The sequence below is a fragment of the Plantibacter sp. CFBP 8798 genome, assembly GCF_014841195.1.
Classification (GTDB): domain Bacteria; phylum Actinomycetota; class Actinomycetes; order Actinomycetales; family Microbacteriaceae; genus Plantibacter; species Plantibacter auratus.
This window is the reverse complement of record NZ_JACYTS010000004.1, coordinates 130337-152900: the sequence shown is the minus strand read 5'-3', so window position 1 is coordinate 152900 and position 22564 is coordinate 130337. Positions and strand designations below refer to the sequence as shown.

Genomic DNA, 22564 nt, shown 5'->3' with positions numbered 1-22564 from the left:
CCCGTGTCAGCCCCGCTGCTCCACCGGGTGAAGTCCAAACTCTTCATCCACGCCCACCGCCGCGTGCGGGGGATGCTCGACGGCGAGTACCGTTCGGTGTTCCAGGGCAGGAGCCTCGACTTCGACGACCTCCGCGAGTACACCCCGGGCGACGAGATCAAGGACATCGACTGGAAGGCGACGGCCAGACACGGCGCTCCACTCGTGAAGCGCTACATCGCCACGCGGAAACACCAGGTGCTGTTCGTCGTCGACACGGGTCGTGATCTCGCGGCGCTCGCCGAGGGTGGGAGCACCAAACGCGAGGTCGCCATCCTTGCGGTCGGCATCCTGGGATACCTCGCGATCCGGCACGGCGACCTCGTCGGTCTCGTCGCCGGCGACGCCGCCGCGCCGGAACTCGTCCGACCCGCCGGCACCGAATCGGCACTCGAGCGCCTGCTGCAGCACATCGACCGGCGTGCGTCGCTCGCGGCACCCCAGAGCGATCTCGACGAGTTGCTCGGCTACGCGGCACGGTCGGTCAAGCAGCGCTGTCTGCTCGTGATCGTCTCGGATGACGAGGAGATCACGCCGAAGCGGTCGGAGATCCTCCGCCGCCTGCACGTCCAGCACGAGGTGCTCTGGATCTCGGTCGGCGACGCCGACCTCATGCGGGCGGAGTACACCGGTCGGGCGATGGTCGACGTCGCCGACGAGCGGTCCCTGCCGGCCTTCATCCGGTCGGACGACGCGCTCCGTCGTGAGTTCACCGAGGCCGTCACCAGCGCCACCGCCCGACACCTCGACCAGCTCGAGGAACTCGGCATCAGCGGTCAGCGCGTGACCGGAGCCGACGACGTCGTCCCCGTCCTCTTCCACCTCCTCGAGGCCCACCGACATGCCCGGCGATAACGGCTACTACGCACCGGTCCAGTACACGCTGCTCTGGCCGGTGCTCGGACTCGTGCTCATCGCGCTCGTGATCGGGTGGTACGTCTGGATGCTCGCCCACGTGCGCCGTCGCGCGCGCGGGAGCGCGCCGCGCCCGGCGCCGCAGCCGTCGCCGACCGTCCTGCGCGACCGCTACCTCGCACTCATCGGCGAGATCGAGCGCGAGCACGGGGACGGCGCCCTGAGTACGCGGCGCGCCCACCAACGGCTCGGAGCGATCCTCCGGATGTACGCGCACGAGTCCAGCGGCGTCCGCGCCCAGGTCATGACCCTCGCAGACCTCGATCGCGCCGGACTCGCGCCACTCAGTCGTGCCGTGTCGGCCTACTACCCGGTCGAGTTCCGCGAGGCCGAGACGGGCAGCGTCGCCGAGGCCGCCACGCTCGCCCGCCAGGTGGTGACGACGTGGAGCTGATCTACTGGTGGATGCCGCTCGTCTGGCTCCTCGCCGTGGCCGCGGTGGTCGCCGTCGTCGTCCTCGTGGCCCGCACCGGGCGGCGCCGGAAGGCGAACGCCGAGCCCCTGTGGGTCGCGCACTCCGAACGGCTCACCGCGCTCCCCGGTTACCGTCGCGCGCTGTCGCGGTACCGGCGCCTCATCATCGCGACGATCGCCGCGCTCGGGGTGCTGCTGCTCGCCGGCACGGCCCTCGGGTCACGCGTGGTGAGCACGACGGTGTTCCAGCCCGAACTGCGCAACCGCGACATCGTGCTCTGCCTCGACGTGTCCGGGTCGATGACGGAGTACGACGCCGCGCTGGTCGGGGTGTTCGAGAAGCTCGTGCAGCGGTTCGACGGTGAGCGGATCGCGCTCGTCCTGTTCAACGCGTCCGCGACCACGTACTTCCCGCTGACGAGCGACTACGACTACGTGGCAGCGCAGCTCGACCACCTCGTCGAGGACCTCACCTCGCCGGAGAGCGACTACGAGTACTGGAACGGCACCGATCTCGGGAACGGCTCGTCCCTCATCGGCGACGGTCTCGGGTCCTGCGTCATGCGGTTCGACCAGGTCGGCGAGGAACGGTCGCGCTCGATCGTGCTCGCGACCGACAACTACGTCGCGGGCGAGCCGATCCTCACGCTCAAGGAGGCCGGCGCCTACGCGAAGGCGCAGGACGTGACGGTGTACGGGATCAACCCCGGCGACGTCTCCAGCAAGGACTACCTCGACGACCTCGCCGCAGAGATGGACGAGGTCGTGACGTCCACCGGCGGGGACTACTACGCGCTCGCCGACCCCGGCGCGGTCGGCGGCATCGTCCAGCAGATCACGGCGGAGCAGACGAAGACGCTGAAGGGCGCCAAACAGCTCGTGCAGGTCGACGAGCCGTTCGTGTTCGTGCTGGCGGCGTTCGGCGGCCTCGCGGCGCTCATGCTGCTCGCCTGGAGGTTGCGCCGATGACCATCAACCCCGTTCTGCCGATCTGGGCCGTCGCCGTGCTCGGCACCGTCCTCGCGGCCTTCGCCGTCTGGCAGTTCCTCGCCGGGGTGCGGCGGCCAGGAGCCTGGCACTGGATCGCCCGACTGGCCATGGTCGTCGTGCTCGTGATCATCGCCCTCCGACCGACCATCCCCGGCAACCATCGCCCACCGTCCGCGATGGGCGACCTCGACGTCTACTTCGTCGTGGACACGACGAGCTCGATGGCCGCCGAGGACTGGCCGGACGAGACCGCGTCGGGGACGGACGAGAACGGCGCCCCGAAGCCGCCGACCCGACTCGACGGTGCGAAGGCCGACATCACCGGTATCGCCGACCGGCTGGCCGGTGCCCGATACGCCCTCGTGACGTTCGACGCCGTGGCCGTCCAGCGCATGCCCCTCACGACGGACGCGACGGCGCTCCGGTCGGCTGCGGAGGCGATGACGCAGGAGATCACCACCTACTCCCGCGGCAGCAGCATCGACGCACCGGTGGAGTTCATGACCACGCTGCTGACCCAGGCCGAGGAGCAGGAGCCGGGTCGGAACCGGATCATGTTCTACCTCGGTGACGGCGAGCAGACGAGTGGCGCGGCCCCCGGGTCGTTCGAGAGCATCGCACCGCTCATCGGCGGCGGTGGCGTGCTCGGCTATGGGACCGAGGCCGGTGGGACCATGCGCGAGTTCTCCGGGTACCAGGACGGCAGCGTCCGCTACATCCAGGACTACTCGACCGGTGAGCCCGCCGTGTCCCGGCTGGATCCGGGCGCACTCGAGACGATCGCGTCGCAGCTCGGCGTCGAGTCGGAGATCAGGACACCGGGTGCGTCGCTCGACGACGCACTCGACGGCCTCGCCGTCGGCGGCGTCACCGTCGAGGACGAGGTGGACATCCGGCGCACCGATGAGCTGTACTGGGTGTTCGCGCTCGGGTTCGGTGTGCTGCTCCTCACCGAGCTCCCCGGCCTGGTCGGCGCGCTGGGCGAGCTCCGACGGACGAAGGGTGGGCAGGCATGACCCTCTTCGACGATCGGACCCGCACCGACCGGCCCGACGATGCGCCGCGCAGCCCTGAGCCACGGCCACGACTCGAGGAACCGCGGCGTCCGCCGCTGGCCCCGGCCGAGGTCGCCCGGTTGCGCCGTCGGCTGTTCTGGTGGTCCCTTCCGCTGGTCCTCGTCGCTCTCGTCGTCGGGGTCAAGTTCGTGAGTCTGCCGGTCGTCGCGCAGTCGGCGATCGCCGAGTACCGCGCCGAGGACTACTCCGGGGCGCAGTTGAGCGCGGGCCACCTCTTCACGGCGAACGTCGTCGAGCCGTGGATCGCCTGGTTCGACCGGGGCACCGCAGCCGCGGCCGGACAGGACTGGGTGCAGGGGACCGACGACCTCGGCAAGGCGCTCGAGCTCGCGCCGACGGAGGAGACCGCCTGCATCGTCCGGGTCAACCTGGCGCGCGCGTACGAGACCCAGGCAGACGAGTACGTGAAGGGCCAGTTCTTCCAGGGCGCCATCAACCTCTACGACACCGCGAAGCGCATCGTCGACGAGGGCGAGGGCTGCTTCGAGGGGGAGTCCCAGGATCAGAACGAGGACCAGCAGGACCCGCAGGACCCGCAGGACCCCCAGGACCCGCAGGACCCGCAGGACCAGGGTGATCAAGGTGGTCAAGGAGGTCAGGACGACCAGGGCGGTCAGGGTGACCAGGGCGACCAGGGGGACCAGGGCGACCAGGGGAACCAGGGCGATCAGGGTGACCAGGGGGACCAGGGTGACCAGGGCGATCAGGGCGGAACCGGGCAGCAGCCCGACGTGATCGATCCGAAGGGCACGCCCGGTGAGAACCTGCAGGACACCGGCGATCGCATCGACCGCAAACGTCAGGATGCGACCGACCAGCGCGACCGGTCCGGCGGGCAGGGCCAGCAGGATCCTTCGAACGGGGGACAGGGCGACGGCGACTCGAGCGGCTCGAGCGGTACCGGTGACAGCGAGGTCGACGGGAAGGTCGACAAGTTGAAGGACGCCGGCCAGGACGCCCAGCAGGACAAGTCGACCGAGGACGCCAAGAACCGCGGTCGGAACAACGACAACGGGAACTTCGCCGATCGCCCCTGGTAGCGGTTCCGGGCGGCCTGCGCGTGACGGACTAGCATGGACAGGTGGTTACGCGCCTTTCGAATTACTTCCTCCGTACGCTCCGTGAAGACCCTTCCGACGCGGAGGTGACGAGTCACCGCCTGCTGGTGCGGGCGGGGTACATCCGACGCCAGGCGCCGGGTGTCTTCGCCTGGTTGCCGCTCGGGTTGCGGGTGAAGAACAAGATCGAGGCCATCGTCCGCGAGGAGATGGCGAACGCCGGCGCGTTCGAGGTGCACTTCCCCGCGCTCCTGCCGCGCGAGCCCTACGAGGTCACCGGCCGATGGGAGGAGTACGGCGACGCCCTCTTCCGCCTGCACGACCGCAAGGGTGCCGACTACCTGCTGGCGCCGACGCATGAGGAGGTCTTCACCCTGCTCGTGAAAGACCTGTACTCCTCCTACAAGGACCTGCCCCTGTCGATCTATCAGATCCAGGACAAGTACCGCGACGAGGCCCGTCCCCGGGCAGGCCTCCTGCGCGGTCGTGAGTTCACCATGAAGGACGCCTACTCGTTCGACGTGTCCGACGCCGGGCTCGACGCGAGCTACCAGGCGCAGCGCGACGCCTACGAGCGCATCTTCACGCGGCTCGGCCTGGAGTACGAAATCGTGCAGGCCGACGCCGGCGCGATGGGCGGTTCGCGGAGCGAGGAGTTCCTGCACCCCACCGCGGTCGGTGAGGACACCTTCGTGCGTTCGGCCGGCGGGTACGCCGCCAACGTCGAGGCTTACACCACCGAGGTCCCGGAGGCCCGCCCCATCGAGGGTCTGGCACCCGCGACGGTCTTCGATTCGCCGAACACCCCGACGATCTCGACGCTCGTCGACCTCGCCAACGAGCGACACCCGCGCGACGACGGACGGGCCTGGACGGCCGCCGACACGCTCAAGAACGTCGTGCTGGCACTGCGGCACCTCGACGGCACGCGCGAGCTGGTCGTCATCGGCCTGCCGGGCGACCGCGACGTCGACCTCAAGCGCGTCGAGGTGGCCTTCAGCCCCGCGGAGGTGGAGGCCGCGACCGAAGCGGACTTCGCCGCGAACGCCGGGCTCGTCAAGGGCTACATCGGACCGTGGTCCCCGCAGGGGCCCGTCCTCGGTGAGGAGTCGGCAACGGAGATCCGGTACTTCCTCGACCCTCGGGTCGTCGACGGCACCGAGTGGATCACCGGCGCGAACGTCGATCAGCAGCACGTCTTCGGCCTCGTCGCCGGGCGCGACTTCACCGCCGACGGCTTCGTCGAGGCGGCGGAAGTCCGCGCCGGCGACCCCGCGCCCGACGGCTCCGGACCGGTCGAGCTCGCTCGAGGCATGGAGATCGGACACGTCTTCCAGCTCGGGCGCAAGTACGCCGAGGCGCTCGGACTGAAGGTGCTCGACGAGAACGGCAAGCTCGTCACGGTGACCATGGGCTCCTACGGCATCGGGATCACGCGCATCCTCGCGATCATCGCCGAGGGCAACAACGACGAGCGCGGTCTCATCTGGCCGAAGGCCGTCGCCCCGTTCGACGTGCACGTCGTCGCAGCAGGACGCGACGCGGCGATCTTCGAGGTGGCCGAGGAACTCGTGGCCTCGCTCGAGGCGAGCGGGAAGGACGTCCTCTACGACGACCGCACCGGCAAGGTGTCCCCGGGTGTCAAGTTCGGCGACGCCGAGCTGATCGGCGTGCCCGTCGTGGTGGTCGTCGGTCGCGAGGCCACCGAGGGCTTCGTCGAGCTCTGGGACCGGGCCGCCGGCACGAAGGACCGGGTCGCGATCGCCGACCTCGCCCTCTGAGCCGCGAGAGCGCAGGAGCGGTCGTCATCCCCGTCTTGATGACGGCCGCTACTGCGCTCTCGTGCTGAGGCGGTAGCCGGCTCCGCGGACGGTCGCGATGGCGTCCTTGCCGATCTTGTTCCGGAGATACCGCACGTAGACGTCGACGACGTTCGAACCGGGATCGAAGTCGTAGCCCCAGACCCGGCTGAGGAGCTCCTCCCGGCTGAGGATCTGGTCCGGGTGGCGGAAGAACTCCTCGGCGAGGGCGAACTCGCGGGTGGACAGCTCGACCGGCACACCATCGACGAGGACGCGCCGTTCGCGCAGCTCGAGCTCCAGATGCCCGACCGACAGCCGTTCCTGGACGGCGGTGGTGGACGCCGGTGCCCGCTCCGCCAGGCGTCGGCGGATCCTGGCCAGGAGCTCCTCGAACCGGAAGGGCTTCGACATGTAGTCGTTCGCCCCGCCGTCGAGGCCCGCCACGAGGTCTCGCGCGGAATCGCGGGCGGTCAGGATGATGACGGGGAGCTCGCTGCCGTCGTCGCGGAGCCGTCTGAGCACCTCGAAGCCGTCGACGCCGGGGAGTCCGATGTCGAGGACGAGCAGGTCGAAGTCGCCGCTCTCCGCCAGCTCGACGACCTGCGATCCGTCGACCGTCACGTCCGCCGTGTGGCCGGCGGCACGCAGGCCCTTGCTCACGAACGCGGAGATCCGCGTCTCGTCCTCGGCGACCAGGATCCGGCTCATGCGTGGTCCTCCGGCGCACTCCGCCGAGCCGAGGTGTCGACGAGGTCCGGGAAGTCGTCCTCAGGGGACGGTGCTCGCGAGCGTGGTGGTGCGTCGTTCGCGGAGCGTGCATCGCCGGGTGTCGGCCCGGCCTGCATCGCCGCGGTCGTCTGAGCCTCAGCGGCGTCCTGAGCAGCTTGCGCCTCTCGCAGCGCGATCGCCTGGGCCATCGCGCTGCGGGGGATCGCCGCGGTCTCGTCCGGGTCGAGGTCGAGGTCCGCGTCGGACCCCTCGTCGTCGTCCGCCACCGCGAGCGGCAGTCGGATGCTGAAGAGGGAGCCGGCCTGCTGCGTGTCCTCGACCTCGGCCCACCCGCCGTGTGCCGCGGCGATCGCCTGCACGATCGACAGGCCGAGGCCGGAGCCTGCGACACCCCGTCCACCGCTCACCCGGGTGAACCGGTCGAAGATGCGTTCGCGGAGCGCCTCCGGCACCCCGGGCCCGTCGTCGGCGACGGAGAGCACGAGCGCCGGGTCGTCCGACTCGTCGAACCGGCTCGAGATCACGATCGTCGACCCGGCCGGGGAGTACTTCGCGGCGTTGTCCGCGAGCTGCAGCCAGGCCTGGGCCAAGCGCCCGGCGTCGACGTCCGCGGTGAGTGCGGCCTGCTCGCCCAGGGTCCACTCGTGTTCGGTCGAGATCGCCGTGGCCTTCTCGTGGACCGAGGCGGTGAACGCCTCGATGTCGACCGGTTCCCGGTCGAGGGTCGACGCGAGTCCGGCCGTCGAGAGTTCCGTGATGTCGGCGACGAGGGAGCTCATCCGGTCGAGTTCGTCGAGGGCGAGGTCGCGGGTGGCGGCCACCTCCGCGGGGTCGGACGGATCAAGGAGCTCGAGGTGTCCGCGCACGATGGTCAGCGGCGTCTTCAGCTCGTGGCCGACGTCGTCGAGCAGCTGGCGTTGACTGGTGAAGGCCTCGTCGAGCCGGTCCAGCATGCCGTTCACGGTCGTGGTGAGCTCCGAGACGTCGTCGCGACCGACGACCGGGATCCGCTCGTCGAGGTCCGACTCGGTGATGCGGGCGGCGGCGTCCCGCAGCAGTCGGATCGGGTGGAGCAGTCCACCCGCGAGCTGCCAGCCGACGAGGCCGAGCAGGAGCAGGCACACCACGGCGACGACGATCTCGACGGCGAGGATGCCTCGGGACTCCGCGAGTGCCGCGTGCACGTCGGTGGCGATGACGACGTGGGCCACACTCGGGTCGCCGACGACCTGCACCGGGATGATCGCGTACCGCACGGTGCGGTCACCGGTGGCCTCACCGGTCACGACGCCGCGGGACGATCGGGCCGTGATGGTGTCGAGGAGCTGCGGGTCGTCGTCCAGGCGGAAGGCGGACGGGGCGCTGGGCGCGACCGTCGAGCCGTCGGCGCGCACACCGATGGCGGTCTCGTCCTCGGCGAAGATCCAGCGTCGCATCACCGCGTCGACTGCCGCGTCGCTCGTCGCCGGGGCATCGGCGGAGTCGCCTGAACCGACCACCATGAAGGCGATGAGCTCGGCGCTGTGCTCCAGGCGGGCGTCGATGGTCGCGAGGGTCTGCTGTCGGCCGAGCGTGTAGGTGGAGACGCCCACGAGCGTCATCGCGAGCGTCGTCGCGAGCAGGATCGCGACGAGGATCCGCACCCTCGTGCTCCGCATGACGTTCCGCAGCTCGCCCAAGACCATTGGCCAATCATGTCACCCGCCCCGAGACGCGGTCGAGCCGGGAGCGGGACCCTCGAGGACGCGCGGCGGCTTCCCAGCTGGGTGGATGACGTACCCCTCGGCATCCGGTACCGTAGACAGACGGGTTCGGCAGCACGGCAGCAGCATGCCCGTCGTGCCGCTGCACGTCTTGCCGCGGCACCACCAGTTGAATAGAGGAGGCCATCGATGGACATCGATCTCGGTTTGTTGAAGTCGATCGAACGCGAGAAGGAGATCCCGTTCGAGGAGCTCGTCGTGATCATCGAGCAGGCCATCCTGAGTGCGTACCTGAAGAGCACCGAGGGTACCGACACCACCTCGCGCGGCGACGTCCCGGCGGCCCGGGTCCAGCTCGACCGCAAGACCGGCCACGTCGGGGTGTTCGTGCCCGAGTTCGACGACGAGGGTGTCCTGATCGGAGAGGCCGAGAGCACGCCGGACGACTTCGGCCGCATCGCCGCCTTCGCCGCGAAGCAGGTCATCTTCCAGCGGCTCCGCGACATCCAGGACGACGCCGTCCTCGGCGAGTTCAAGGGCCGCGAGGGCGACATCATCGCGGGCGTCATCCAGCAGGGCCCGAACCCGCGCATGATCCACGTCGACCTCGGCACCATCGAGGCGATCCTTCCGCCCGAGGAGCAGGTGGCCGGTGAGGAGTACCCGCACGGTGCACGCATCCGCGTGTACGTGACGAGCGTGACGAAGGGCCTCAAGGGTCCGCAGATCACCGTCTCGCGCACCCACCCCGGACTCGTACGGAAGCTGTTCGCCTTGGAGGTCCCGGAGATCGCATCCGGCATCGTCGAGATCGTCTCACTCGCTCGCGAGGCCGGACACCGGACCAAGATCGCGGTGAAGGCGAACGACCCGAGCATCAACGCCAAGGGCGCCTGCATCGGTGAGCTCGGGCGTCGTGTCCGCGCGGTCACCGACGAGCTGGGTGCCGAGAAGATCGACATCGTCGACTACTCGCCCGACCTGCCGACGTTCGTCGCGAACGCGCTCTCGCCGGCCAAGGTGACGAGCTCGTACGTCATCGACCAGTCGCTCAAGGCCGTCCGGGCGCTCGTGCCGGACTACCAGCTGTCGCTCGCGATCGGCAAGGAGGGGCAGAACGCCCGTCTCGCCGCCAAGCTCACCGGCGCCAAGATCGACATCCAGCCGGACTCGATCCTCGAATCGGACTGAGCCGGATGGAACCGGTGCGGACCTGCGTCGGCTGTCGCCGTCGCGAGCCGCGGTCGGCACTGCTGCGCGTCGTCGCGGTCGAGGGGGCGCTCGTCCCCGACGCTGCGGCGCGCCTGCCGGGCCGCGGATCCTGGGTGCACCCGACGTCGGCGTGCGTCGACCAGGCGGTGCAGCGTCGGGCGTTCACGAGGGCGCTCAGACTGACCGCGGGACCCGACGCGTCGGCGGTCCGGGCCTTCGTGTCGACGGAACCGGCCGTGCCGACGGCTGAATGACGTCGTCGGGCTCGAACGACCCGCTCACGATCCGGTGGTGAGCCCGCACCCAGGGTCGGGGTGTACGATAGTGAGTGCACGCGAGAGCGCTCCGGCGCACACCGTGCTTCCCACCGCAGGTATCAGGCCCGGATCCCGGGCCTCCATCCTGCTGCCGCCCCACCCGGGTGCGGCATTCCGAGAGAACAGGCTGAACGGCTAATGGACAACTCATGAGCGGCTCGAAATGAGCACCGTCCACCACTAACGCTTGCCCCTGCCTGGGTGCAAGCTCAGACAGGAGAATTGTGGCTGCAAAACCACGTGTACACGAGATCGCATCCGAACTCGGAGTAGACAGCAAGATCGCCATGGCGAAGCTCAAGGAATTGGGCGAGTTCGTCAAGGGACCGTCTTCCAGTATCGAACCGCCGGTGGCCCGCAAGCTGCGCGCCGCCCTCGAGGCCGAGGGCGCGAAGGCGTCAGCCGCCCCCGCCGCCCCGGCGAAGCGTCCGGCCACGCCCGGCGCTCCGACCCCGGGTCCCGCCGCACCCAAGGCTCCGGCCCCCGCGGCACCCGCCCCCAAGGCCGAGGCGCCTGCTGCGCCTGCGCCGAAGCAGGCCGCCCCAGGCCCGAAGGCTCCGGCCGCCCCCGCCCCTGCGGCGGAGGCACCCGCAGCTGCTGCTCCGGCGGCACCGTCCGCACCCGCGGCTCCGGCCGCCGGCGACTCGCCCTCCGGCGACGCCGCGAAGCCGGGCGGCCCCCGTCCCGGTGCTCCGCGTCCGGGGAACAACCCGTTCGCGTCCTCGCAGGGCATGGGCCAGCGCCCGACTGGCACGCCGCGTCCGGGGAACAACCCGTTCGCAGCGGCTCAGGGCATGGGTCAGCGTCCGAACCCCAGCAACATCCCGCGTCCGCAGGCTCCGCGCCCCGGCTCGCCCCGTCCGGGCGTCGGCCAGGGTCAGCGTCCCGGTGGTCCCGGTCGTCCGGGTGGCGCAGGTCGTCCCGCCGGTGGCGGCGGCTTCCGTCCCGGTGGCGCCGGTGGCGGTTTCCGTCCCGGTGGTGCCCCCGGTGGTGCACCCGCCGGTGGATTCGCGGGTCGCCCCGGTGGCGGCGGCGGTCGTGGTCGCGGACCCGGCGGTGGTACCGCAGGTGCCTTCGGTCGCGGTGGCGGCAAGAGCAAGGCACGGAAGTCGAAGCGGACGAAGAGGGCCGAATTCGAGCTGCGGGAAGCCCCGTCGCTCGGCGGCGTGAGCGTCCCCCGCGGCGACGGCAACACCATCATCCGTCTGCGTCGTGGCGCGTCCATCTCGGACTTCGCCGACAAGATCGACGCCAGCCCCGGCAACCTCGTCACCGTGCTGTTCCACCTCGGTGAGATGGCGACGGCGACGGAATCCCTCGACGAGGCGACCTTCGACGTGCTCGGTTCCGAGCTCGGCTACAAGATCCAGATGGTCTCGCCCGAGGACGAGGACCGGGAGCTCCTCGAGGGCTTCGACATCGACCTCGACCAGGAGCTGGAGGACGAGTCCGACGAGGACCTCGCCATCCGTCCTCCCGTGGTCACCGTCATGGGTCACGTCGACCACGGTAAGACGCGCCTCCTCGACGCCATCCGCAACGCGAACGTCGTCGCCGGCGAGGCCGGTGGCATCACGCAGCACATCGGTGCGTACCAGGTCGTCGCGGAGCACGAGGGCATCGAGCGTCCGATCACTTTCATCGACACCCCGGGTCACGAGGCGTTCACCGCCATGCGTGCTCGTGGTGCGCAGGTCACCGACATCGCGATCCTCGTGGTCGCGGCCGACGACGGCATCATGCCGCAGACGGTGGAGGCCTTGAACCACGCGCAGGCGGCCAACGTGCCGATCGTCGTCGCGGTCAACAAGGTGGACAAGCCCGACGCCAACCCGGCCAAGGTGCGCCAGCAGCTGACCGAATACGGCCTCGTCGCCGAGGAGTACGGCGGAGACGTCATGTTCGTCGACGTCTCGGCTCGTGCCGGCACCGGCATCAAGGACCTCCTCGACGCCGTGCTGCTCACCGCGGACGCCGGTCTCGACCTGCGCGCCAACCCGAACAAGGATGCACGCGGTGTGGCCATCGAGGCCAAGCTCGACAAGGGCCGCGGTTCCGTCGCGACCGTCCTCATCCAGTCGGGTACGCTCCGCGTCGGTGACGCGATCGTCGCCGGTACGGCCTACGGCCGCGTCCGTGCGATGGTCGACGAGAACGGCGACACCGTCGCCGAGGCGGGTCCCTCGCGTCCCGTCCAGGTGCAGGGCCTCTCGAGTGTTCCTCGGGCCGGCGACACCTTCCTCGTCACCGAGGAGGACCGCACCGCGCGTCAGATCGCCGAGAAGCGTGAAGCCGCGGAGCGCAACGCCGCTCTGGCCAAGGCTCGCAAGCGCATCTCGCTCGAGGACTTCACCCGTGCACTCGAAGAGGGCAAGGTCGAGTCGCTCAACCTCATCATCAAGGGTGACGTCTCCGGTGCCGTCGAGGCACTCGAGGAGTCGCTGCTCAAGATCGACGTCGACGACAGCGTCCAGCTGCGGATCATCCACCGCGGTGTCGGTGCGGTCACCGAGTCCGACGTCAACCTCGCCACGATCGACAACGCGATCATCATCGGGTTCAACGTGCGCCCCGACCCGAAGGCCCGCGAGCGTGCGGCCCGTGAGGGTGTGGACGTCCGGTTCTACTCGGTCATCTACAACGCACTCGAGGACGTCGAGCAGAGCCTCACCGGCATGCTCAAGCCCGAGTACGAAGAGGTGCAGTCCGGTGTCGCAGAGATCCGCGAGGTGTTCCGTTCCTCCAAGTTCGGCAACATCGCGGGTGTCATCGTCCGCTCGGGCACGATCACGAGGAACGCCAAGGCGCGGGTCATCCGCGACGGCGTCGTGGTCGGCGACAGCCTGGCGATCGAATCGCTGCGTCGGTTCAAGGACGACGTCACCGAGGTGCGTACGGACTTCGAGGCCGGTATCGGTCTCGGCAAGTTCAACGACATCCAGATCGGTGACGAGATCGAGACGATCGAAATGAAGGAGAAGCCGCGCGGCTAGTCCGCTCGGCCGGTCCCCGTCGTCCTCCTCCGGGAGGGCGGCGGGGATTCCTGCTTGTATTGTGTGTGCAGCATCCGTCGGGCGGCCCTCCGCCCGACGGTCATCAGAGGAGGACGAGATGGCAGAGAACCCCAGGGCCCGCAAGTTGGCGGACCGCATCAAGGAAGTCATCGCCAAACGGCTCGACAAGGGCATCCGCGACCCGCGGCTCGGCTTCGTGACGATCACCGACGTACAGGTGACCGGCGACCTCCAGCACGCGAACGTGTTCTACACGGTGTACGGCTCCGACGAGGAACGCGCCGACACCTCGGCCGCGCTCGAGTCCGCCAAGGGCCTGCTGCGTGCCGAGATCGGCCGCAACATCAACACCCGGCTGACCCCGAGCCTCGATTTCTTCCTCGACGCGATCCCGGAGAACGCGCAGCACATCGAAGACCTGCTGCGTGAGGCGAAGAACCGCGACACCGAGGTGGCCGGGCTTGCCGCCGGTGCCGCCTACGCCGGCGACGAGGACCCCTACGTCAAGCCGCGCGACGTGGACGCCGAGGACTAGACACCTCGCATCAGCCCTTCGGCAGGCTCAGGGACCGGGATTCCGTCATCCGGTCACTGAGCCTGTCGGCGTGCGCCCTTCGACAAGCTCAGGGACCGATTCGGGCTCAGGGACCGGGTGGGGCTGAGGGACCGGTCAGTCGTGGGGGAGGGCGTACCCGCCGTCGACGCGCACCGCGAGGCGGTCGGCGACCAGTCCGGCGAGTGCGCGGTCGAACTGCTCGCGGTCGGGCCAGAGCGCCCGGAGCTCCTCGTCCGTCAGTGAGCGGTGGGTCGAGCGGAGCTCGGCCATGATGATGCCCCGGACCTGTCGGTCGCTGCCCGCGAACTGCTTCTGCTTCGTCTTGACCGGCCCGTCGTAGGCCGGGTATCCCGCCGCGCGCCACGCGCACACCTCGCGGAGCGGACACTCCTCGCACCGCGGTGCTCGAGCCGTGCAGACCACCGCGCCGATCTCCATCAGCCCGGCGTTGAAGACGGCTGCCTCCGAGCGGGACTCCGGCAGGAGCGCCTCCATGGCGGGGAGGTCCGCCTTGGCGTTCGGTGGGCCGGGCTCGCCTTGGCCGCGGACGGCTCGGGCGATGACCCGTCGGGTGTTCGTGTCCACCACCGGGTGCCGGTCCCCGTAGGCGAAGACGGCGACGGCGCGGGCGGTGTAGTCGCCGATGCCGGTGAGCGCCAGGAGCTGGTCCACGTCCGACGGGACGATGCCGTCGTGCCGTTCGGCGATCTGGGTGGCCGCCGCATGGAGCCAGAGCGCTCGGCGCGGATAGCCGAGTCGGCCCCAGGCGCGGACGGCTTCGGCCGGTGGTTCGGCCGCCAGGTCGGCGGGCGTCGGCCAGCGCCCGAGCCACTCCTCGAGCCGCGGGATCACCCGGCTGACCTGCGTCTGCTGGAGCATGAACTCCGACACGAGCGTGCCCCAGGCGGGGAACCCCGGGCGTCGCCACGGGAGGTCGCGCGCGTTGGTGCGGAACCATCGCGTCACGAGCGGGGCGAGGTCGGAGGGTTCGGGCGGCACCGCACCAGCCTACGATCCGCGCGGGTAGGCTCGGCGCCATGAAGCTCGTCACGACACCACGGATCGAGTTGCTCCGGCAGCTGCGAGACCAGTTCCAGCGGGACTACCCACGAGGCCGCACCCTCATCGCGGTGGACGGCGTCAGCGGCTCTGGCACGGCGGCGTTCGCCGACGGACTGGCCGAGGTGTTCGACGAGGCCGGACGCGCGGTGTTCCGCGCCTCGATCGACGACTTCCACCGTCCTCGCGAGGAACGGTACGCGCGGGGGCGGGACTCGGCCGAGGGCTACTGGCTCGACTCGTTCGACTATTCGCTGTTCCGCCGGGTGCTCGTCGAGCCCTTCCGCCTGGCGGGTAGCGCCGGCTTCCAACTCGTCGGGTTCGACGAGCAGCGCGACGTCGGCGCTCCCTTGCGTTGGACGACCGGCCCGCAGGACGCCGTCCTCATCGTCGACGGCGTCTTCCTGAACCGTCCCGAGCTCCGCGGCCTCTGGCATGCGTCGGTCTGGCTCGACGTCCCGATGGCGACGGCCTACGAGCGGCTGCACGAGCGCCTCGGCGTCGACGCCGACCCGACGGCGCCGTCCAACGCGCGCTACGTGGGCGGGCAGGCGCTCTACCGGAAGGACGACGACCCGACCGCGCGGGCGACCGCCCTCGTGGACAACACGGACGAGCGGCACCCACGGCGGATCTTCGCCGACTTCTGCTGAGCGCCGCCGCCCAGGTGTGCTCCGGCCGCCCGGCGGTGCCGACCGCCGCTGGTACCGTTGCAAGGTGGTCGAGAACAGCACAGCAGCACCCGGGTCGGCGTCCGCCCGTCCCGGTATCCTCCTCATCGACAAACCGCAGGGTCACACCTCCCACGACGCGGTCGCCCGGGTGCGACGGCTCGCCGGCACGCGCAAGGTGGGGCATGCGGGAACGCTCGATCCCATGGCCACCGGGCTGCTCGTGTTGGGCACGCGCTCGTCGACCCGACTACTGACGTTCATCGTCGGTCTCGACAAGGAATACACGGCGACCATCCGCCTCGGCGCGGCGACCTCCACCGACGACGCCGAAGGTGAGGTCACCGAGCGCGCCGACCAGGCCGCGGTGGCTGCCGTGGACGACGACGCGATCATCGCCGCGATCCGTCCGCTGACGGGCGACATCGAGCAGGTGCCGAGCACGGTGAGCGCCATCAAGGTGGGCGGGAAGCGCGCCTACGCCCTGGCCCGCGAGGGGATCGAGGTGGAGCTGAAGTCCCGTGCGGTCACCGTCAGTGCGTTCGACGTGCTGGCCATCCGTCGGGATGGTGCGGCCGTCGACGTCGACGTCCGGGTCGTCTGCTCCTCCGGCACCTACATCCGTGCCCTCGCCCGCGACCTGGGGGCTTCCCTCGGCGTCGGCGGCCATCTCACCGCGCTTCGCCGGACCCGGATCGGACCCTTCGACGTCACAGACGCGTCGACGATCGACGACCTCGACGTTGAGACGGCGCTGTTGCACCCGGCCGACGTCGCGAAGCGCCTGTTCGGTGCCCTCGAGCTCACGGAGCAGGAGGCGGTCGACCTCGGCCACGGGAAGCGGCTCGAACGCGAGCTGCCGGCCGGCCACACCGGTCCGATCGCCGCCGTCGCACCGGAGGGCCGACTGGTGGGGCTCGTCGAGCGCCGTGGCGGTTCGCTCAAGTCGGTCGTGAACTTCCCGGCGGAGGAATCGGCATGATCGAGTGGTTCACCCTCGCCCAGATCGCGGTCGCGGTCGTGGCCGGGCTCCTCTGCATCGTGCTCGGGTTCGCCGGGCGCGCGCCGAACGACCTGACGATGGGGGCGACGGCACTCGTCGAGGTCCTCCTCATCGCGCAACTGGTGGTGGCGATCGCCGCGCCCGCGTTCGGGAACACCGCCACGGGGAGTGTGCCCGAGTTCTACACCTACCTCGTCTCCGCGATGATCCTGCCGATCGCCGGCGGGTTCTGGGCGCTCGTCGAGCGCACCCGATGGTCGACGGTCGTCCTCGGCGTCGTCTGTCTCGCGATCGCGGTGATGCTCTACCGCATGGAGCAGATCTGGACCGTCCAGCTCGGCTGACCGTCGGCGCACCGACGGCGGTTGAGGACGACGGCACCGCAGCTCGTGTGACCGTCGCGAAGTGTCTGGGCGAGGGCCTGCGTCGCATAGAATCGTCGGGTCATGCCTCTCCCCACCACCGCTCCAGCCCGCCCACGCGTCCGTGGTGTCGGGGTCGTGCTCGTCGCCGTCTACGGCATCCTGGCGCTCGCCGCCACCGGCCGGTCCGTGGTGCAGATCACGACCAAGTTCGACGAGGCGCCACTGGCCTATCTGCTCTCGGCCGTCGCCGCGGTGGTGTACATCCTGGCGACCGTCTCGCTCGTCGCTCCAGGCGCCGTCTGGCGGCGGATCGCCTGGGCCACGATCTCCTTCGAGCTCGCCGGGGTCCTGATCGTCGGCTTGCTGAGCCTGCTCGATCCCGAGCTGTTCCCCCACGACACGGTCTGGTCCGGCTTCGGCCGCGGTTATGTCTACATCCCGCTCGTCCTCCCGGTCCTCGGACTGTGGTGGTTGGCCGGACATCGGCGTACCGGCAAATGATCACGTTCACCGAGCTCGACCAGGTCCCCGACGCGTTCGGACCGTCGGCCGTCACCATCGGCAAGTTCGACGGCGTCCACACGGGTCACCGCGCGGTCGTCGCCGCGCTCCTCGAGGAAGCCGCGGCAGCCGGTCTCAGCTCCGTCGCCGTCACCTTCGACCGCAACCCGCTGAGTCTCATCAACCCCGACCGCTGCCCGGCGTCGCTCGTGAGCAACGAGCAGAAGCTCGGTCTCCTGGCGGACGCCGGGGTCGACGCGGCCCTGCTGCTGCGCTTCGACCAGACACTGGCCCAGCTCACGCCGGAGGAGTTCGTCACCTCGATCCTCGTCGGAGCATTGCACGCCAGGACGGTGCTCGTCGGCGAGGACTTCCGTTTCGGCCATCGCGGCCTCGGAACGGTCGCCACGCTCAAGTCGTTCGGTGAGGTCTACGGCTTCTCCGTGCGCGTCGTCGACGACGTCCGTCCCGGCGGCGGGCGTCGGGTGTCGTCCACCTGGATCCGCGAACTCCTCGAGGAGGGTGACGTCCGCGAGGCGTCGCGACTCCTCGGTCGTCCGCCCGGCGTGCGGGGCGTCGTCGTCCACGGTGCCAAGCGTGGCCGGGAACTCGGCTTCCCGACCGCCAACCTGTCTCCCGATTCGCAGGGCCTCATCCCCGCGGACGGCGTGTACGCGGGTTGGCTGTTCTGGCGAGGACGCCGGTATCCGGCGGCGATCTCGGTCGGGAACAACCCGACCTTCGACGGCGTCCCGCAGAAACAGGTCGAGGCCTACGTCCTCGACGAGACCGATCTCGACCTCTACGACGACGAGGTCGAGGTGCAGTTCGTCGAGCGCATCCGCGGCATGGTCGCGTTCACCGGGATCGAGCCGCTCATCGTGCAGATGACCGACGACGTCGAGCGCGCGCGCCGGATGCTGTCCTAGCCGACGCGCCGCGTCTCGGGGTGTCTCCGACTCGCATGGACGTGCCGATCGATAGGCTGGTGAACGCCCGTTCGGGCCACATCACCCGGGGGAATCCAACCATGCACTCACGTCTTCGTGTCCTGCCTGCGCTCATCGCGGGTCTCCTGCTCCTGGTCGGCTGTGCGCCGCAAGCGGCTGCGCCGAGTGCCAGCCCGACGACGACCGCAACATCGTCCACACCCACGGCGGCACCCGCGCCGGTGGCCTCGCGCGTCGTCATCGGCGCGGAGACCGTGGAGGTCGTCGCGGAGGACGACACGCTGATCGCCTCTGCGCGCTACTTCGACCCCGCCGCATCGCTCGTTGCAGCCCTCACGGCCGCGTTCGGCGCAGACCCCGTCGTCTCGGCCGATCCCGCTGGGAACGAGACGGCACCCGGCACCCGCTACACCTGGGGTGGCCTGGCCGTCGTCGATCGCGAGGTCGAGCAGAGCGAGCCGTACACCCCTGCGACGGTCGTGTTCGTCGAGTCCGCCGAGGAGTCGGGTGTCCGGATCGAGGTGGTCGGTGGCTACGCTGTGGGCGACGACACCGAAGCCGTGGCTGCGGAGGTCTCGGGTGCCGAGGGAGCCGCACCGGAGGATGTCCAGCGCTACACCCTGCCTGACGGTACGCCAGAGGTGTTCATCCGAGCCGACGTCACACCCATCCCGCCGGTGGTCGACGAGCCGGGAGTCGAATCCCGGTCCTGGGCGGTCGGCGTCATCGGTTCGGACGCCGCACCGATCGAGCGTGTGGTGGCGCCGTCCCCGAACTGGGGCGCGTGACTCCCGAAACCCCGCCCCTGTGGCGGGGGAGGGCCCTCGCGCTCGTCGGTATCGTGCTGGTCGCGGCGAACCTCCGCACGGCCGTCACCTCGCTGTCGCCGATCTTCGCCGAGATCGACGGCGACATCGGCGTGGGGTCGGTCGGGCTGGGGCTCCTCGGGATGCTGCCGCCACTGTGCTTCGCCCTCTTCGGCGTCTTCACCCCGCGACTCGTGCGTCGGCTGCACCTCGAGCCGGTGCTGCTCATCGCACTCGGGTCGATCGTGGCCGGGCACCTCATGCGCTCGCTCGCCCCCGACTTCGCCGTCCTCGCGATCGGGAGTGCGCTCTGCTTCGCCGGGATCGGCATCGGCAACGTCGTGCTCCCACCGCTGGTCAAGAAGTACTTCCCCGACCGCGTCGGCCTCGTCACCTCCCTCTATGCGACGGTCCTGTCGGTCAGCACGTTCATCCCGCCGCTGATCGCCGTACCGGTCGCCGATGCGGCGGGGTGGCAGGTGTCGCTCGGGGTGTGGTCCATCGTCGCCATGCTCGCCGTGCTGCCCTGGATCACGCTCATCGTCCGGGAGCGTCGAGACGCCCGGGCCGCCGCCGCGACGGACCCCGAGATCGAGGAGGTGCCCCGCGCCGGTCGCGTCCTCGTCCACCGCTCGCCGATCGCGTGGGCCATCGCGGCGGTGTTCGCCACCTCGTCGCTGAACGCCTACGCGATGTTCACCTGGCTCCCGACCATCGTCGGTGACGTCGCCGGCGTCACCCCGGCCCAGGGTGGCCTGCTGCTCTCGCTCTTCTCCGCGATGGGTGTCCCGGCGAGCCTGATCGTCCCGATGCTCGTCGCGAGGCTGCGGAACGTCGCCGTCCTCGTCTACGTCGCGAGCGCGTGCTTCGTGCTCGGCTATCTCGGGCTGCTCCTGTGGCCGGCGACGCTCACGTGGCTGTGGGTGCTGCTGGCCGGGCTCGGCCCGCTGCTGTTCCCGCTCGCCCTCGTGCTCATCAACCTGCGGACGGCGACCCACGAGGGCGCGGTCGCCCTGAGCGGCTTCGTGCAGAGCGTCGGCTACACCCTCGGCGCACTCGGCCCCCTGGTCGTGAGCCTGCTGCACGCCGTGACCGGATCGTGGACCGTCCCGCTGCTGCTCCTGCTGGCCACGGGCGCGCTGTGCGCCATCGCCGGCCGAATCACCGGCCGGCCGACGACGATCGAAGCCGATCTGGTGGCGCGCGATCGCTGACCGGTCTGTTTCGACCTCCGGACGGATCCCCGGCGACGATGCGCATCCGCGCACCGGCCTCTGCTCATCTGAGCGTGGGTACCAACAGGCGTTGTCCGGGTAGTGACGGCGTCCTAGGCTGGAGACGATCCGGAGGAGGCCCGAGGTGATCGAAAGCGACGAGCTGCTCGCGGTGCGCGCCGCGGAGCTGTACTACGACGAGACGAAGACCCAGGACGAGATCGGCGCGCTGCTCGGCATCACGCGGTGGAAGGTCGGTCGGCTTCTCGCCCAAGCCCGCGAACTCGGCTACATCCGCATCGAGATCGTGCACCCGCGCGCACGTCGCCTCCCACTCGAACGGGCGCTCCGCGAGCGCTTCGGACTCGTGGACGCGGTCGTCGTGCCGAGCCCGAGCGACAGTGCCGACCTCCACGAACGCGTCGCTCGCGCGGCGGCCGACTACCTCGGTGCCATGCGACCGGTGCCGCGGACGCTCGGCGTGAGCTGGGGGAGGACGCTGCGTGACATCGCCGACCACCTGTCCGACGGCTGGGCGACGGGACTCTCCGTCGTGCAGATCAACGGCGGCGTGAGCCTCAACCAGCGCGTCGGCACCGCGGCCGCCACGGCTGCACGGATCGCCGAGAAGGGCCGTGGCGACGTCACCCTGCTCCCGAGCCCGGCGATCTTCGAGCGCCTGGAGACGAAGCTGAGCATCGAGTCTGACCGCACCGTCGCGGAGGTGCTCCGCACGGCCGCAGCGGCCGACACCTACCTCTACGGTGCCGGCGTGGCCGGGCCCGACTCCGCCCTCGTCCACAGCGGGTACCTCACGGCCGCGGACGTCGACGTCCTGGTCGCACGCGGTGCCGTCGGGGACGTCGTGGGGCGCTACATCGACGCCGAGGGCATGATCGTCGACCCCACACTCGATGAGCGCACGGTCGGGCTCGGACTCGAAGCGCTCCGACGCGCCGGTCGCAGCATCGCGGTCATCGCCGGAGCGCAGAAGCACGCCGTCGCGAGAGCCGTCGTCAGCAGCGGCCTCTGCACCGTGCTCGTCACCGACGAGGCGACCGCGACCGCACTGCTCGCCGACCACGAACCATCATCCGCCAAGCAGCACACCCCGGAGCAGGATCTGCTCGGAAGGAACGCACCATGACCACTCCACCAGGCGACCTCGTGGCCAAGCCGACGGCGCTCGAACTCGTCGACGGCCCCGTCACCGACGCCAGCCTCAGACGCTACCTCGACGGCCTCGCGGGCGTCGACGCCGTCGGGCTCGAACAGCGCGCAGCGGACCTCGGCACTCGCTCGATCAAGACGACGTCGAAGGCCTGGGCCCTCGACCGCATCATCGAACTCATCGACCTCACCACCCTCGAGGGTGCCGACACCCCCGGGAAGGTGCGCTCCCTCGTGGCCAAGGCCATCACCCCGGACGCCGGCGATCCGTCCACACCGCGCGTCGCCGCGGTCTGCGTCTACGGCGACATGGTGCCGTACGCCGTCGAGGCGCTCGGCGCGGCGCACACGCAGCCTGGTGCGGCACACGACGCCGGCGGGATCAACGTCGCGGCGGTCGCGACGGCCTTCCCGAGCGGACGCGCCTCCCTCGCGGTCAAGCTGGCGGACACGGCCGACGCCGTCGACGCCGGAGCGGACGAGATCGACATGGTCATCGATCGGGGTGCGTTCCTCTCCGGCCGGTACGGCCAGGTCTTCGACGAGATCGTCGCGGTCAAGGAGGCCTGCCGTCGGAGCGACGGCACCTCGGCGCACCTCAAGGTCATCCTCGAGACCGGCGAGCTGAACACCTACGACAACGTGAAGCGCGCCTCCTGGCTCGCCATCCTCGCGGGCGGCGACTTCATCAAGACGTCCACCGGCAAGGTCGCGCCCGCCGCGACCCTCCCGGTGACCCTCCTCATGCTCGAGGTCGTCCGCGACTGGCACCGCCTCACCGGTGAGCAGATCGGTGTGAAGCCCGCCGGCGGCATCCGTTCCTCGAAGGACGCGATCAAGTACCTCGTGACCGTCGCGGAGACGGTCGGCGAGGAGTGGCTCCAGCCGCACCTGTTCCGCTTCGGTGCCTCGAGCCTCCTCAACGACGTGCTCCTGCAGCGTCAGAAACTCACCACCGGCCACTACTCCGGCCCCGACTACGTCACCATCGACTAGGACA

General features: G+C 70.1%; 22 protein-coding genes. 19 read left to right on the top strand and 3 right to left on the bottom strand.

Going from position 1 to position 22564, the window contains the following annotated elements; translation table 11 throughout:
• The first annotated feature begins 3 nt into the window (after window positions 1–3).
• From IFU30_RS18370 to IFU30_RS18345, 6 genes are read left to right on the top strand one after another with little or no spacing between them, the layout of a single operon-like run.
• Window positions 4–894, top strand: coding sequence for a DUF58 domain-containing protein (locus IFU30_RS18370; protein ID WP_236555491.1), 891 nt, complete (start codon window positions 4–6; stop codon window positions 892–894).
• Window positions 881–1348: a hypothetical protein gene (locus IFU30_RS18365; RefSeq protein ID WP_079002737.1), complete on the top strand. Its 468-nt coding sequence runs from the start codon at window positions 881–883 to the stop codon at window positions 1346–1348. Before IFU30_RS18370 ends, IFU30_RS18365 begins: the two co-directional genes overlap by 14 nt.
• A complete protein-coding gene (locus tag IFU30_RS18360; RefSeq protein WP_137243278.1) occupies window positions 1339–2337 on the top strand; it encodes a vWA domain-containing protein in 999 nt (332 codons plus the stop codon). Before IFU30_RS18365 ends, IFU30_RS18360 begins: the two co-directional genes overlap by 10 nt.
• On the top strand, window positions 2334–3374 hold the full coding sequence (locus tag IFU30_RS18355) for a VWA domain-containing protein (protein ID WP_159879161.1): 1041 nt from the start codon (window positions 2334–2336) through the stop codon (window positions 3372–3374). The genes IFU30_RS18360 and IFU30_RS18355 overlap by 4 nt, the downstream gene beginning before the upstream one ends.
• A complete protein-coding gene (locus IFU30_RS18350) occupies window positions 3371–4474 on the top strand; it encodes a hypothetical protein (RefSeq protein ID WP_192006633.1) in 1104 nt (367 codons plus the stop codon). The genes IFU30_RS18355 and IFU30_RS18350 overlap by 4 nt, the downstream gene beginning before the upstream one ends.
• 41 nt (window positions 4475–4515) lie before the next feature.
• Window positions 4516–6273, top strand: a complete 1758-nt coding sequence (locus IFU30_RS18345; protein WP_079707162.1) for a proline--tRNA ligase — start codon at window positions 4516–4518, stop codon at window positions 6271–6273.
• A 48-nt stretch (window positions 6274–6321) separates the two neighbouring features.
• Here IFU30_RS18345 and IFU30_RS18340 read toward each other — a convergent pair whose 3' ends face one another.
• Window positions 6322–7002, bottom strand: a complete 681-nt coding sequence (locus IFU30_RS18340; protein ID WP_064295346.1) for a response regulator transcription factor — start codon at window positions 7000–7002, stop codon at window positions 6322–6324.
• Entirely contained in the window at window positions 6999–8708 is a 1710-nt protein-coding gene (locus tag IFU30_RS18335; RefSeq protein ID WP_192006631.1) for a sensor histidine kinase, read from the bottom strand. Before IFU30_RS18335 ends, IFU30_RS18340 begins: the two co-directional genes overlap by 4 nt.
• Window positions 8709–8915: 207 nt before the next feature.
• On the opposite strand from IFU30_RS18335, the gene nusA reads away from it, so the two are divergent.
• The 4 genes from nusA (at window position 8916) to rbfA (ending at window position 13804) form a co-directional block, all read left to right on the top strand.
• Complete coding sequence (gene nusA / locus IFU30_RS18330) at window positions 8916–9917, top strand: transcription termination factor NusA (protein WP_192006629.1); 1002 nt, start codon at window positions 8916–8918, stop codon at window positions 9915–9917.
• Between the two features lie 5 nt (window positions 9918–9922).
• On the top strand, window positions 9923–10192 hold the full coding sequence (locus tag IFU30_RS18325; protein WP_124769566.1) for a YlxR family protein: 270 nt from the start codon (window positions 9923–9925) through the stop codon (window positions 10190–10192).
• 287 nt (window positions 10193–10479) lie between these two features.
• Complete coding sequence (gene infB / locus IFU30_RS18320) at window positions 10480–13248, top strand: translation initiation factor IF-2 (protein ID WP_138944642.1); 2769 nt, start codon at window positions 10480–10482, stop codon at window positions 13246–13248.
• A 118-nt stretch (window positions 13249–13366) separates the two neighbouring features.
• On the top strand, window positions 13367–13804 hold the full coding sequence (gene rbfA, locus IFU30_RS18315) for a 30S ribosome-binding factor RbfA (RefSeq protein ID WP_079707157.1): 438 nt from the start codon (window positions 13367–13369) through the stop codon (window positions 13802–13804).
• Between the two features lie 135 nt (window positions 13805–13939).
• Here rbfA and IFU30_RS18310 read toward each other — a convergent pair whose 3' ends face one another.
• The gene (locus IFU30_RS18310) at window positions 13940–14824 is read right to left on the bottom strand and encodes an A/G-specific adenine glycosylase (RefSeq protein ID WP_342450895.1); all 885 of its coding nucleotides are present in this window, start codon (window positions 14822–14824) and stop codon (window positions 13940–13942) included.
• Between the two features lie 38 nt (window positions 14825–14862).
• Between IFU30_RS18310 and IFU30_RS18305 the strand changes: the two genes are divergently transcribed.
• The 9 genes from IFU30_RS18305 (at window position 14863) to deoC (ending at window position 22560) form a co-directional block, all read left to right on the top strand.
• Complete coding sequence (locus IFU30_RS18305; protein ID WP_071262341.1) at window positions 14863–15537, top strand: uridine kinase; 675 nt, start codon at window positions 14863–14865, stop codon at window positions 15535–15537.
• Window positions 15538–15601: 64 nt separating this feature from the next.
• The gene (gene truB, locus IFU30_RS18300) at window positions 15602–16537 is read left to right on the top strand and encodes a tRNA pseudouridine(55) synthase TruB (protein WP_192006627.1); all 936 of its coding nucleotides are present in this window, start codon (window positions 15602–15604) and stop codon (window positions 16535–16537) included.
• On the top strand, window positions 16534–16902 hold the full coding sequence (locus IFU30_RS18295; RefSeq protein ID WP_064294504.1) for a hypothetical protein: 369 nt from the start codon (window positions 16534–16536) through the stop codon (window positions 16900–16902). Before truB ends, IFU30_RS18295 begins: the two co-directional genes overlap by 4 nt.
• A gap of 102 nt (window positions 16903–17004) precedes the next feature.
• Window positions 17005–17424 carry a hypothetical protein gene (locus tag IFU30_RS18290; protein ID WP_064294503.1) on the top strand — a complete coding sequence of 140 codons (420 nt, stop codon included), beginning with the start codon at window positions 17005–17007 and terminating at the stop codon, window positions 17422–17424.
• Window positions 17421–18353, top strand: a complete 933-nt coding sequence (locus tag IFU30_RS18285) for a bifunctional riboflavin kinase/FAD synthetase (RefSeq protein ID WP_192006625.1) — start codon at window positions 17421–17423, stop codon at window positions 18351–18353. The genes IFU30_RS18290 and IFU30_RS18285 overlap by 4 nt, the downstream gene beginning before the upstream one ends.
• Window positions 18354–18454: 101 nt before the next feature.
• Window positions 18455–19162 (top strand): hypothetical protein, encoded by a 708-nt coding sequence (locus IFU30_RS18280; protein ID WP_192006623.1) that lies wholly within the window; start codon window positions 18455–18457, stop codon window positions 19160–19162.
• Window positions 19159–20394: an MFS transporter gene (locus tag IFU30_RS18275; protein WP_192006621.1), complete on the top strand. Its 1236-nt coding sequence runs from the start codon at window positions 19159–19161 to the stop codon at window positions 20392–20394. Before IFU30_RS18280 ends, IFU30_RS18275 begins: the two co-directional genes overlap by 4 nt.
• A 145-nt stretch (window positions 20395–20539) precedes the next feature.
• Window positions 20540–21541 (top strand): sugar-binding transcriptional regulator, encoded by a 1002-nt coding sequence (locus IFU30_RS18270; protein ID WP_124769558.1) that lies wholly within the window; start codon window positions 20540–20542, stop codon window positions 21539–21541.
• The gene (gene deoC / locus IFU30_RS18265) at window positions 21538–22560 is read left to right on the top strand and encodes a deoxyribose-phosphate aldolase (RefSeq protein WP_071262338.1); all 1023 of its coding nucleotides are present in this window, start codon (window positions 21538–21540) and stop codon (window positions 22558–22560) included. Before IFU30_RS18270 ends, deoC begins: the two co-directional genes overlap by 4 nt.
• The last annotated feature ends 4 nt before the right edge of the window (window positions 22561–22564 follow it).

Coding starts and splice junctions, on each gene's coding strand:
- IFU30_RS18355 (WP_159879161.1), top strand. CDS start 2,334: ATGACCATCAACCCCGTTCTGCCGATCTGGGCCGTCGCCGTGCTCGGC.
- nusA (WP_192006629.1), top strand. CDS start 8,916: ATGGACATCGATCTCGGTTTGTTGAAGTCGATCGAACGCGAGAAGGAG.
- rbfA (WP_079707157.1), top strand. CDS start 13,367: ATGGCAGAGAACCCCAGGGCCCGCAAGTTGGCGGACCGCATCAAGGAA.
- IFU30_RS18305 (WP_071262341.1), top strand. CDS start 14,863: ATGAAGCTCGTCACGACACCACGGATCGAGTTGCTCCGGCAGCTGCGA.
- IFU30_RS18350 (WP_192006633.1), top strand. CDS start 3,371: ATGACCCTCTTCGACGATCGGACCCGCACCGACCGGCCCGACGATGCG.
- IFU30_RS18285 (WP_192006625.1), top strand. CDS start 17,421: ATGATCACGTTCACCGAGCTCGACCAGGTCCCCGACGCGTTCGGACCG.
- IFU30_RS18325 (WP_124769566.1), top strand. CDS start 9,923: ATGGAACCGGTGCGGACCTGCGTCGGCTGTCGCCGTCGCGAGCCGCGG.
- IFU30_RS18290 (WP_064294503.1), top strand. CDS start 17,005: ATGCCTCTCCCCACCACCGCTCCAGCCCGCCCACGCGTCCGTGGTGTC.
- IFU30_RS18365 (WP_079002737.1), top strand. CDS start 881: ATGCCCGGCGATAACGGCTACTACGCACCGGTCCAGTACACGCTGCTC.
- IFU30_RS18280 (WP_192006623.1), top strand. CDS start 18,455: ATGCACTCACGTCTTCGTGTCCTGCCTGCGCTCATCGCGGGTCTCCTG.
- IFU30_RS18295 (WP_064294504.1), top strand. CDS start 16,534: ATGATCGAGTGGTTCACCCTCGCCCAGATCGCGGTCGCGGTCGTGGCC.
- deoC (WP_071262338.1), top strand. CDS start 21,538: ATGACCACTCCACCAGGCGACCTCGTGGCCAAGCCGACGGCGCTCGAA.
- IFU30_RS18335 (WP_192006631.1), bottom strand. CDS start 8,708: ATGGTCTTGGGCGAGCTGCGGAACGTCATGCGGAGCACGAGGGTGCGG.
- IFU30_RS18340 (WP_064295346.1), bottom strand. CDS start 7,002: ATGAGCCGGATCCTGGTCGCCGAGGACGAGACGCGGATCTCCGCGTTC.